Source organism: Aquimarina aggregata (assembly GCF_001632745.1).
Lineage (GTDB): Bacteria > Bacteroidota > Bacteroidia > Flavobacteriales > Flavobacteriaceae > Aquimarina > Aquimarina aggregata.
On sequence record NZ_LQRT01000035.1, the window covers coordinates 87,980 to 101,278 of the forward strand.

Sequence of the window (13,299 nt, forward strand, 5' to 3'; positions counted from 1 at the left end):
CATTTCTTACCTATTACATTTGTAATAGAAGTAATTATGGAATATTTTTTAATGGTAGTTCTCATTAACTCCTTTATTAATTCTTATTCTCCAACTAAAAACAACTATATGGCAAAATTAGAATCTCTTACACCAAACATAATGGTTAATAACGTAAATGCAACCATCGATTATTATACAAACAATTTAGGCTTTAAATTGATAGATACAAATCCAGAATCAGGTCAACATGATTGGGGCTATGTAATATTAGATAATGTAGGCATGATGTTCCAAGAGGAAAAATCATTAAAAACCGAGTATAAAGAAATAGAACCTTTAAACATTGGAGGTGCATTGACTTTTTACATTAGAGTAAAAGACATAAATAGTTATTACAATCGAATATCTCAAGAGGCTAATATCATAAAACCGATGAACAAAACTTTTTATGGCACTAATGAATTCGCCATAATGGATTTAAACGGTTTTATTTTAACATTTTCAGAAATACCAGAATAAATTGCCTAATGAATTTTGAACAAGTTGCAAAACAGCTCGCTAATCCCTTTGGTGAATTTGGGGTTGACGTTGCATTGAGAATGAATCCTATGAATGAATTCATAAGTAAAACAACTTAAGAATTGTTAAATTTAAATCTTAACACTTAAAATTAAACATTCGGTAGAACTAAAAAAAAGTAAAATGAACAAAGAAATTATACAATGCATTACTGATTTTATTAAAGGAGGAGACGAAAGCAATCTAGATAAATTAAATAAGGTATTACATAACGAATATAGAAATATACAGTCTGGATTTTTTTCAGAAAAGGGTTTATTTATAATTGATAAAGAAAAGTATCTAACCCTAATAAGAGAAAATACTTTTGGAGGAATACCGCGAACTATGAAAATAAATTTAATAGAAATTAACGGAGATATTGCATATGCCAAAATAGTTCTGGAAAGCGAAAAAATGGTTTTTAATTCATTAATAACACTAATTAAAGAGAATGAAAATTGGTATATTATTGGGAACTATCCGCATTTTGATTATAAAGCAGAATAAACTGATAACTCATTATTAAAAAAACTACTTACCAACAACCTATAAAGACAATAAGGGTCAAATGCAGAATCTCATTATTACACTGCAACAAACAAGACAAATTGAGATAACTTTTGAACTCTTAGAAATATCAACGCTTACACTAGACAAAGAGGATAGATTATTCTTTATTTTTCTATAAAACCTTGAAGCTTTTTGCTCCAGGTTTTTCTAAAAACCAAAGAACCAATCCACTGGATTGGTTTTCTGTTTATACTGACCATGGAGGGATCAACTCCGTTGATCCCATTATGCTCACTACTGCAGATACAAAACTAGCAAAGCTATCGCTTTACAGTTTTTATTATTCTTCAAAGATTTGAAGCTTTTGGCTTCAATCTTTTTCATAAAATGTTTAGAAGAAATTTCAGAATATGCAAAAGAGCATCAAGGATCATTTCTTCTTAAAATACTTTAACTTTTCTGTCACTTTTGAAAAGGTTAGTTTTTTACTCAAAAATCAATGGTGTCCATATGTAACTAGGAGATTCTGCTATTTGATAGTAAGCATGATTGTTTGTAAAAATGTTAGTTTTACCTCCTATTATCCCGCTATTATTAAATGTTCCAAAAAACAATTTATCAATTGTTTCACCATAGGCTTTTAGGTGTTGCCAACCAGAATTTCCTCCATAAGAAACATACCAATCTTTTCCATTTGCATTAAAAACATCAGTGGTACCATTACCATCAAAATCACCAAACCCAAGTTGCTCAACAGATTTACCCGATGAATTTATTCTGGTCCATGTTGAACCCCCTCCATAAGAAACGTGCCATCCCTCTGAATTAGCTTTAAAAATATCGATCTTCCCATCACCATTAAAATCACCAAACCGTAATTTATTTAACTTAGTAGTTGTATTAGAATTTAATAATGACCAACCTGAATTACCTCCATAAGAAACATACCAATCTTTTCCATTAGCATTAAGCACATCCGTTATACCATCACCATTAAAATCACCAAACCCAAGTTGTTCAACCAATTTATCAGATGAATTTATTTTTTTCCATTCCCAATCACGATACCCCGAATAATTATTTGGTGTTGGTAGATCTGCTATAAACCAATTACCATTAACTGACACAAAGATTTCAGTCTGTTGATCATTGTCAAAGTTTCCTAATTCAAAATCCATCATGATATCTTGATCAAAAGGTTTAGGAGATGCAGGTCTTGGTTCTCGAATAGTCCTCCTTTTATCAGAACTCTTTCTATAAAAAGGTTGTAAAATGGTTATACTATTTTCTTTTTTATTCCATTCTTTAGTAATATATAATTCTTTATAATTTCCATTTACTTCATCCCAATCATAAATATTATTCCATGCAAATAGGTTTCCTCTATAGAGCATTCGATCATTTGTTTCGTTAATAAGAACTTTATGGGATATAGCCTGATTCATATTAACCGCTGCAAATTTATTATCTTCTATCAAACACATCAAATTTGGAATCCCTCTTATAATTATATTATCTGTTTTTTGTTTAAAGATATTATGATGGATATAAGTAAAATGACCTGCTACTGCATCATGAGACTCAGTGGTTCCGTGAACATCAAAATTACCATAGCTTTGATCATAGCTTTCTACATAATTATATGAAGCTTCATAACCTGAACCTCTAACTCCTGATGATCCAATATCATGCCTATTTTGATAAAATCTATTTCCTTTTATCAAAGCAAATCCTTCACCTCCAACAACCGCTCCATACCCCAACTGCTTACCTCTATTAGAATGAAAATTATTGTTTAAGATTTCTATTTTTTCTGTTGATTTTGAATCAATAGTAATTGCACTATATGGCCAATTATATAATTCATTATTATCTATTTTTAGATAGTCAAATCCATTAGTCCGTATCCCCATTCTATACTTATAGAATGGCTGACCAACTTCAACTTCCCCTGACGGGCCTTCAATTCTTAGGCCCGTAATTCTTCCTCCATCACCTTTAAATTTAAACAAAGGTTTTTCTTTACCGATATGGTAAGGTGTTTTTATCAAAGCTCCACAAGAACCATTATTATTACCTCTACCACTTGCCAAAGTAACCCCTTTAGGAATAACTAGTGCAATGGTATCATTTACTACTATTTCAGCATTATCTTCAATATATATTACATATTCTGTGATGGTTTTATTATTTAACACAGCTCTTAAACTATCTAGATTATCTACTATATAGTTTGCTTCACTTTTGTCAATGATGTTGTCATAACTAATATCACCACTAATAGCCCCGCCAATAGGATTACCAACGTCATCAAATCCGTAGTTTGATAAACAATTATTCCTAATTAATCCTTTGGATTGTATCTTTTTATTCTCTATTTCATTAATCAATTCAGATTCTAATGCAGTCTTACTACAGCTTGAGTTTAAAATAATAAATATTAATGTGAAAATATATATGTTGTTTTTCATATTCTTTAATTTAGTTTTTACTATAGAAGTATATGTCTTATTTATAGTAAATGTTACCTCAGAAACAAGTATTTTTTATTACACTTTTATGGTTAAGAATAAAGTTGGAATTAATTACAAAAAGCGAGACAATATCGTTTCATTATAACCAAAGAGGGTATTAACTAGCGTTGATCCCATTAAACTCACTACTACAAATAAGAAACCACGCCATTTGGCGTGGTTTCTTATTTGTAGTAGTGACCCCAAGCATTCATGGCTCAAACTTTTTAACAAAATATTTAGAATAAATTTCAGAATACGCGAAAGATCGTCAAGCCTTATTGATAAATTGATAAGATCATTTTTTAATGAAAAATTTTAACTTTTTTGTAACTTTTAAAGAGTTAGGAATATTTAATAAGATATAAGGCATTATGAGTAGTCCATCAAGGCTATTCCATTTTCTGATATTAGTGCTAAATTACCTTATACTATACTTAAGTCTTATTCTTTTTGCTTTTTCCATTCATCTACTACTTTGAGATAGACTTCATAAATTTTTTATTATCAGATTACGATGCATACTTTTTTGTTTTGCATCGTTTTGATGTAAAATCTTTAGTGCCTTTAGGCAAGTTAAATCTCCTTATTGATTTGAAAACTGGAATAGTATGGTATTAAGTTTTTTTGAATACATAAGTTGCTGTTTGTATACATACTTTTGATGATTGTATAAAAGTTGTCTTCCTAGGACAACTTTTCTGTTTTTAAGCTAGTTATATTTGTAGCGTGAATAAAACACAGTTCTATACAGACCAATTACAACAAGTAATAGCATATTTGCGAAATGCTAGTAATGAAGGTGTTACTATTGAAGAGTTAGAATGTGTTTCAAACTTTTCATATCGAAATCTTCAACGCATTTTTAAGGCGAGATACCACGAATCAATTGGAGCTTATTTAACGAGAATAAAAATTGAAAAGGCAGCTAAGCTCTTACTTTTTTCAAAAGAAGCTATAAAAAACATTGCTTTTCAAGTTGGTTATAGTGATGTGCAAGCTTTGAGTAAGGCGTTTAAAAAGCAGTTTGGAATTTCACCAAGTCGGTATAGAAAACAGAAGAATGAATTATTATCCATTAAATTTAATACTAATGATACAGATATGAGCTTTCATCATGTAAGAATCGAGAGTTTAAACACTAAAAGAGTGTTTTATAAAAGCTGTAAAGGAGATTATTTTAGTGATAAAATTGATACAATTTGGAGTGAATTAGAACAAGAAGCTATAATCCAAGAAATAGATATTAACAAAGCAGAAAGCTTTGGTATTATTTGGGATGAACCTATAATTACAGAGTCTATCAAATGCAATTATGATGCTTGTTTAGTAATACCAGAAACCAAAAAAATAAAACGTAAAAATTTTAAAGTAAAAACTATTTCTCCTAATAAATATGCCGTATTTGTTCATATTGGAAGTTATAAAACTATTGATAAAACGTACGATAAAATATTTGGACAATGGTTATTTAATACTGAATATGAAATATCCGAAGAACCCTTTTTAGAATTTTATAGAGAACACCAATATCATACCGATAATCCAGAGGAGTATAAAACTGAAATTTATGTTCCATTAAAGCAATAATATTTATAAAACGTATGAAACCAATTCTTATTTTATTAAGCCTTATCTTATCAAATACATCATGTAATAATGATGATAACAAAACTACTTCTATAGTCCAAAGTGATCAAAAGGTATATTACAATGCTAAAATATACACCGTAAATACAAGTCAAAAATGGGCAGAAGCCATGATTATTGAAGGGAAGAACATTACATTTATTGGTTCCGATATAGAAGCAAAAAATATAGCAAATAAGAATGCAGCGTATATAAATCTGGAAGGAGCTGTTGTGCTTCCTGGAATCCATGATGTACATATGCATCCATTGGAGGCATCGAGCGAAAACTTTTTATTTATTCTTAATGAAGAAGAAACCAATGTAGAAAACTATACATCAACAATTCAAAACGCATTAAGTGTAAATCCAGATGCAGAATGGCTATTAGGTTGGGGTCATTCATTTTATGCTCTTTTAGATGCAGAACGTTCACCGTTAGCGATTTTAGATGATATCTCTACTACACGACCTATTCTAATCATGGAACAGACCTCACATTCGTTTTGGGCTAATTCTAAAGCATTAGAGCTTGCAGGAATACATGAGAATACACCTAATCCTGTTGGAGGTATTTATATGAAAGAAGAAGATGGTAGTCTTAATGGAATCTTGATAGATAATGCCGGAAATGAATTGTTAGATATGGTATTGAGCCCAACTCAAAAAACAATTGAAAATGATTATCAAGGTTTTAAGAACTATGGACTTGTCGAATTACGTAAAAATGGAATTACTTCTGTTTGTGATGCTAGAACCTATTGGAAGAGAGATCATCACCTTATATGGAAACGATTAGAAGAAGAAGGTAATTTAACAGTACGTGCTAATCTTGGTTTATGGGCATATCCAAGCGAAAATGATGCTTCTCAAATTGCAACACTTCAATCGCTGTACAGCAATGACCCGAATAGTTTTTTAAAGATTAATCAGATAAAGTTATACAGTGATGGTATTATACATCAAACCACTTCTGCTATGGAAGAAGATTATCTTGTAAATTTCTTTAAAGAACCAACCAATAATGGGTTGAGCTATTTTAATAAAAATAGAATAGCAGATTATATTAACCAATTAGAAACGACAGGGTTTGATTTGCATATTCACGCTATTGGTAATCGTGGCATTCGTGAAACCTTAGATGCTATTGAGCAATCAGGAACTGCACGAGGAAGGCACAGAATTACACATTTAGAATTTGTCAACGAATCAGATTTAGCTCGATTCGCACAGCTAAATGTTACTGCTGATTGCCAAGTCGCAGGTGATTTCACAAATCCAGAGCATTGGAGTGAAAATGATGAACTAATTGGTAGTTCAAATACTCAAAAGGTAGTCCCTATTAAAAGTTTAATACAAGCAAATGCACGTTTAACATTAAGTAGTGATTGGGATGTAAGTAATCTAAACCCTTTTGTAGGCATGCAACACGCCGTAACTAGAGTTCCAGAAAATATCTCACTTGAAGAAGCTATTAAAGCGTATACTATTAATGGTGCTTATGTAATGCGCCAAGAGGATAAAGTAGGTTCATTAGAAGTTGGAAAACTAGCCGATTTTATTGTGCTTAACCAGGATATTTTTGAGATTGAACCAAATGCAATTGGACAAACTAGGGTAGATTTAACTGTATTAAATGGTGAGATTATATACGAAAGATAAGATAGTTTAATTTCTTCTTTATAGCTTCTAGTAAAGTCTATTATTGCAATCTTTACCACTATTACTAAAGTAATACTTTAGGTTTTTTCTTACGAACCAAGGAAGAATTCAAACCTTAGATATTTGATCCCAGCCATTAGAAAAACAAATAAAAAACAAAAACCATTGTAAAACCCTGATTTACAATGGTTTTTCACTTGCAGTGATCCCAATGATACAAAGTCCGAACTTTTTAACTGATTATTTAGATAGTATTTCTAATCATCTAAAAGAGTATAAAACCTTACTAATAGCTTATTAAGATCATTTTGCTATAAAATGTCTCAACTTTTTTGTAACATTTATAAAGAAATAAAGTAACGTCTCTTGTATGTTACTTAATATACTGTTAGAATATTGTGGTTTCATAGATTTATATTATGGCAAGTTTTTTTATCATTTAACTATTATTTTTTCTGTTATTATTTTGTCCGTCAAAATCACAGATACTAGATAAACACCTCTTGTCAAGTTCGAAACATCAATGTCCTTACCTTTATCATTATTTAAGTCCAAAGTATCTTTCTTAAATACTAATTGGCCATCCATTGAAAATATTTTTATATCACAAGATTTATATTGATCAATCATTTTTAAAGTTAAGAACCCATTTTCTGAAGGATTAGGATATATAACGATATCTTTTTTTAAAGTTATTTTATCTGTAGTAAAGTTACTTTTTAAGTTGCTTTTATTTTGCAATGTTGTAAACCACCTTTCTCTAGCGGGGATGTTTTGAAGTAAACTTTCTTCTAAAACTGGAGGCCCAATAGCTGGCCAGGAAACATCATTACCTATATAATCATTGAAGAAAGAAGGCATTTCATCTAGGTAATATGATGTATCTGGGAGGTATTTATATTTTTTTATTATAGTATTTTGATCATAAATTTTATATTCTTGTTGATACATTTGGAACTTAGTATTTTCGACTGTTTCAGGAATATTTCCTTTTGTATATTCTATTAAGCGTATTTCTGCTTGTTCATTTCCAAGAATATTAGGATATAGCATTGCTTTTATCATTAAATTGCTTTCATGATCACAATTATTGATTTGGGTATCGTTAATATGGTTTCTAAAAAATGTATTATACGAACCATTTGGACCCCAATGATGATCGGCAAATATTCGATCGATACTATTACCTTCAAAAAGATTAGCATAAGGATAAGTTCCATGCAAGTTCAAATCCCCAAGAGCATGACAATAGAATCGATCTTCTGTATCTGTTTGTTCTCTAGAATAGTTATAACCAAAAACATTATTATTTGAACCGTCCTGTGCTATCATTGCATGGCGTAACTTTCTAAAAACATTGTTTTCAACCTTACAATGTATACTTCTTGAGCTCACAGAAACGCCATAAGCACGACCTCCTCCACCATATCCATATGCCTCATGTAAATAACTATTTCTAACTTCGATAAACTCAGACTCTCCAATCTCAATACCACTAGAATATACTTTTTCTATTTCAACGTTATCCACCCAGCAATTTCGGGCATTGTTAATAGAGATAATTGCAGAAGCTTTAGTTTTTTTGATTGAATTTTCAAAATTATCACTGTATCTAAGAGAAAGGTCGGCTATGCCAATTTCTTCTACAGCAGTGAAATAATAGACTTTTGCAGCATTGGTTTGATCTTTAAACTTTTCCCATGCAAGACTAAAATCTTTTTTAAGCTTATAGGTTGTATTGGATACTGGAATAACAGAAGAAATTAGACCCGTATATTCATTTGGCTGGATTGAGTCCGAATCTACATTTGGTTGTTCATGCCATTTTCCATTGGTGAATAATATTTCCATTAAATGTTTTTCCCCGTCGGGAATACTAGATGGTTTGTCAAGAGTAATTTCATTAGCCTCCCTTTTATAATCTATAACAATTGGTGGTATTTCTCCTGGGCCATTAGGGGATTTTTTTAAACCTCTAATATTTATGAAATGATTTGCATATTTCGAATATTCAGGATCAATATTAAAAACAAGCTCTGTATATTTTCCATTCAGGTGATTTTCAGATTTAATACCTTGGCCTTGTATTACAATCCAAGAATGATCATCATTGCTGTAATCCAAAACTATTTGTTGATTAAAAGGCAACATATAAGATCCTGATTGAAATTGTATAACAATATGTTCGTTCGGAAAGGTTGTTTTTAATGCAACTGCTTCGCTTAACTTTATTTCAAAATTCGCATAATTTGTTTCAGGGTTATCACTTGGTGGGGGCATTTGAACAAAATGGTTAAAAGAATTTGGAACCGACTCTCCACCTCTATATCCAGCATTGTCCCAATCTACAATTCTGTTTAAAGGGATAGTACCTCTAAAGTTTAAGGGAGAATGTAATTTATATGTGAATAAATTCCCTATATTTTGATAACTCCAAATATCTTGGATATTATTGGTAGCAATAAGATCATCTTTGTTAGTACCATCAAGATCACCAAACAATAGTTTTCTGTTAGTACCATCAGTTAGGGTTGTGGTAATTTCATAATGAAATCTTTCTCCGTCGGATAAAAACATCCAGATTTTTTTACCTTCAGTTGTATTTCCGCTTAGGGCAAGATCAAGACGATTATCTTCTTCAGAATTCGAATTTACAAAATGAACCTTTTTTCCAGCATCAGAAGCTAGGAGTGTATATTTAAGGTATTCAAATGTTGAGCCCTTTGATTTGAATGTCCAAATACGTTTATCATTTCCATAATCTTGAGATAATATTAAATCATCTTTACCATCCCCAGTAATATCTGCAAAATGTTCTTCTTTGGGATTTCCGGTAGTTGTAAAAGTATCTATTTCAATGAAATCAGAACCATTATATTTAAAAATATTAAGATGTTTAAAAGAGCCTTCATCTTTAATCAGAATGAGTTCATGTAAGGAATCTCCATCGATATCAGCAAAATATTGCTTAGCCCCGGCATAATTGGGTAACAATGTATGCCCCAAATATTTAATTTCATTAGCTTTTATGGTATAATACCATATGTTTTTATCATCATTACTATCTGCAAAAGCTATGAAATTTGATCTACCATTTCCATCAATATCTGCAACTTTATATGTTTCAAAAATGTTACCAGCTGTAAAGTCGAACTCATTTAAGTAATCGAATTTGTAAGTTTTGTGACCAGAATAGAGTTGTTTGATTTTGAAATCTTTTCTGTTTTCTGTAAAAACAGATAGAATATCAGCTTTTTTATCTCCATTGATATCCTCAAGAAATAAATCTTGGCATTTTATGCTATTAATGGACAATAGACTTATAATGAAATAGATTATTTGCTTCATATTTTTTAATATATATTCTTGTAATTATTAATTTTAAAATGCTTTTACATTTTCTAAAATTTTGTATAACATAATAATTTAGTTATTTATAACTCTAACATTTAAAAACAATCGAGGCTTTGTTTGAGTTGGTATTGATATTTTAAACTACTTGAATTTTAAAAGATCAATCATAAAATTTCGTTATTTCAGAAATTAAATTAGGCATTTTTTGTTGCCATTATAAAAGTTTATGTTTCAGCGGTTATAAATGTTACCCAAAAAATTAATATTATATTTATATATCCAACAAAAAAGCCAGACAAAATTGTCTGGCTATGGACAATATTGTCCAAAATGTGACCGTGGAGGGATTCAAACCCCCAACCCTCAGAGCCGAAATCTGATGCGCTATTCAGTTGCGCCACACGGCCGGTATATCAAATACTTATGATAATTTACTTTTTACTATTGTAGAAATCGTCTTGCCATCTGCTTTACCCGTTAATGCACCATTAGCCATCCCCATTACTTTACCCATATCCTTCATCCCTTCTGCTCCGGTCTTAGCAATAATATCTACTATCACTTTTTCTATTTCTTCTTCACTTAATTGTTCAGGTAAAAACTGTTCTATCACCTTAGCTTGTGCCAATTCTGGCTCTGCTAAATCATTACGCCCTTGCTCTGTAAAAATAGCCGCACTATCTTTACGTTGCTTAACTTGTTTTTGTAATAATTTTAATTCTTGTTCTTCAGAAAGTTCTTCTTTAACTCCACTTTCTGTTTTAGCCAATAAAATAGCCGATTTTACAGCACGTAATGATGTTAATGCATTTGTATCTTTAGCTTTCATAGCTTCTTTCATTGCGGTCATTACCTTTTGCTCTAAACTCATGATGATAAATTTTAATCTTGTGGATTGCGAATATAAAAAATAAACCGATAATCTATAGTGAGATTATCGGTTATCTATAACTTTTTTATTGATTCTAGTCGATATCCAAAAAGACAAAACCGAATCTAAAATAAAACTGAAGTTAATCTACATTATCATGAAGAAAAGAGTTGTTTTTTCTTAATTGAATATCATCATTACTATCGGTTCCTAATGATGTTCTTGACAATCCTGAATCTTCAGGTTTTGCATCTACATCGATACCAGCTCTTTTATATGCCGGTTCTTTTTCTATATCATCAATTTTGTTTGCACTATTCCTGAATTTATAGTTAAATTCTTTCATTTTCTCACGACGTTCTGCCGCTCTTGCTTTTAGTGTTTCAGAAATAGGTTGATTCATTGGATCTATTTCTTCTGATGTTTCCGTTTCGGGAGCAGGAGCAACTGTTTTCTTTTCGAAAGCTACTGTTTCATCTACTACCTCTACCACTTCAGTTGGCTTAGCATCTGTAAGTCTCTTTTCTTCTTCCATATAGTCTTCAAGACTATATTTACGTCCACCATCTGCAATAGCTTCGCCTACAGGTACAACCTCTATAGGTTCATTAACTTCCATATCAAGGATATCATCACTTAAATCAAATACTATAGGCTGCTCATCTTCTTCTTTTTGCTCAACAACATTTTCTGAAGCATTAGGTTCTTTAAATGTCGTTTCTTCATTTCCAGTTACAGGCATATCAAATGCCAATGCAAATTGATCTTCTTTTTCTTTAGTGCTATCTTCTAATGCTACTTCTTTAGCATCGTTAACTTCTATTTCTTTAATAATATCTTGTGCATTAATAATCACAAAATCATTATCTGAAGAAAAAGCATCAACAACTTCATAACTTACATCAATGTTTTTCAGCAAATCTGTTGTTGGCAACAATAGATTATCCTCATCTTCTTCATCCTCAACCAATTCATGTTTTATTATTTTTGGTTCTTCTACCTCTTCTTTTTTAGGTAATGGAGATAAAATTGGAGTAGCATTTCCGGTAGACTTAGGTGTTAAGTCCTGCACAGCTGCTCTTTGTTCATCTTCTAGAGTATGGATGATCTTCTTTGTTTCGGTATTTACAATCTCATCCTGTTGTTCTACATTAAATCCTGTTGCAATAATAGTTACAGAAATTGCCTCTTCTAATGATTCATCTTCACCAACACCCATGATAATATTAGCACCATGACCTGCTTCTTGTTGTATATGGTCATTAATCTCACCGATTTCGTCGATAGTAATTTCTTCTTTACCCGATACGATAAGTAATAACACATTCTTTGCTCCTGCAATCTTATTATCATTCAATAACGGAGAATCTAATGCTTTTACAATAGCATCATGAGCACGTTTATTACCTGAGGCATTAGCAGACCCCATAATTGCCGTACCACTATTACTAAGTACCGTCTTAGCATCACGTAAATCAATATTTTGTGTATAATGATGTGTAATAACTTCTGCAATACCACGAGACGCAGTAGCTAATACTTCATCGGCTTTAGAGAAACCAGCTTTAAACCCTAAATTACCATAAACTTCTCTAAGTTTATTATTATTTATAACAATTAAAGAATCCACATGCGCACGTAATCGCTCTACTCCTAAATGAGCTTGTTCATTACGCATTTTTCCTTCAAATTGGAATGGAATAGTAACAATTCCAACAGTAAGAATATCCAATTCTCTAGCCATCTTGGCAATAATCGGAGCTGCACCAGTACCGGTTCCTCCTCCCATTCCAGCGGTAATAAAAATCATTTTGGTATTCGTGTCCAGCATTCTTTTTATTTCCTCATAACTCTCTAAAGCAGACTGTTCTCCTACTTCAGGGTTTGCTCCTGCTCCTAATCCTTCTGTTAACGAAACCCCTAATTGGATTTTGTTTGGGATAGGACTATTTTCTAACGCCTGGGCATCTGTATTGCATATCACAAAATCCACTCCTTTGATCCCCTGCTGGAACATGTGATTGATGGCATTGCTACCACCTCCACCTACACCAATTACTTTAATGGTATTAGATTGATTTTTAGGTAAATCAAATGAGATGTTTTCAAACTCTTCGTTGTTACTCATAATTGCTAATTTTCTGGTTCTCCTACTATTTTTTTATATTTTCATTGCTCAAAACATGAACATTCTTATCCGCTTTCACTATTCATTATT

At 31.3% G+C, this 13,299-nt stretch carries 8 protein-coding genes and 1 tRNA gene; 4 read left to right on the top strand and 5 right to left on the bottom strand.

Features of this window, described 5'->3' with window-relative positions:
• Positions 1-108 precede the first annotated feature (108 nt).
• Both AWE51_RS18695 and AWE51_RS18700 read left to right on the top strand, forming a co-directional pair.
• Complete coding sequence (locus AWE51_RS18695) at positions 109-501, top strand: VOC family protein (RefSeq protein ID WP_066316660.1); 393 nt, start codon at positions 109-111, stop codon at positions 499-501.
• Between the two features lie 183 nt (positions 502-684).
• Positions 685-1,050, top strand: a complete 366-nt coding sequence (locus tag AWE51_RS18700; RefSeq protein ID WP_066316661.1) for a nuclear transport factor 2 family protein — start codon at positions 685-687, stop codon at positions 1,048-1,050.
• A 488-nt stretch (positions 1,051-1,538) separates the two neighbouring features.
• On the opposite strand, the gene AWE51_RS18705 is transcribed toward AWE51_RS18700, so the two are convergent.
• Positions 1,539-3,524, bottom strand: coding sequence for an FG-GAP repeat domain-containing protein (locus tag AWE51_RS18705; protein ID WP_066316663.1), 1,986 nt, complete (start codon positions 3,522-3,524; stop codon positions 1,539-1,541).
• A 771-nt stretch (positions 3,525-4,295) separates the two neighbouring features.
• Between AWE51_RS18705 and AWE51_RS18710 the strand changes: the two genes are divergently transcribed.
• Both AWE51_RS18710 and AWE51_RS18715 read left to right on the top strand, forming a co-directional pair.
• Entirely contained in the window at positions 4,296-5,156 is an 861-nt protein-coding gene (locus tag AWE51_RS18710) for an AraC family transcriptional regulator (protein ID WP_066316665.1), read from the top strand.
• 14 nt (positions 5,157-5,170) lie between these two features.
• Positions 5,171-6,856: an amidohydrolase gene (locus AWE51_RS18715; RefSeq protein WP_066316667.1), complete on the top strand. Its 1,686-nt coding sequence runs from the start codon at positions 5,171-5,173 to the stop codon at positions 6,854-6,856.
• 435 nt (positions 6,857-7,291) lie between these two features.
• Here the strand turns inward: AWE51_RS18715 and AWE51_RS18720 are convergent, their stop codons facing one another.
• The 4 genes from AWE51_RS18720 to ftsZ all read right to left on the bottom strand — a co-directional run bounded on the left by AWE51_RS18720 (position 7,292) and on the right by ftsZ (position 13,209).
• Entirely contained in the window at positions 7,292-10,204 is a 2,913-nt protein-coding gene (locus AWE51_RS18720) for a T9SS type A sorting domain-containing protein (protein WP_066316672.1), read from the bottom strand.
• Between the two features lie 339 nt (positions 10,205-10,543).
• Positions 10,544-10,617, bottom strand: a tRNA-Arg gene (locus AWE51_RS18725).
• 14 nt (positions 10,618-10,631) lie between these two features.
• The gene (locus AWE51_RS18730; RefSeq protein WP_066316674.1) at positions 10,632-11,081 is read right to left on the bottom strand and encodes a GatB/YqeY domain-containing protein; all 450 of its coding nucleotides are present in this window, start codon (positions 11,079-11,081) and stop codon (positions 10,632-10,634) included.
• 142 nt (positions 11,082-11,223) lie between these two features.
• On the bottom strand, positions 11,224-13,209 hold the full coding sequence (ftsZ, locus tag AWE51_RS18735; protein ID WP_066316676.1) for a cell division protein FtsZ: 1,986 nt from the start codon (positions 13,207-13,209) through the stop codon (positions 11,224-11,226).
• Positions 13,210-13,299 lie beyond the last annotated feature (90 nt).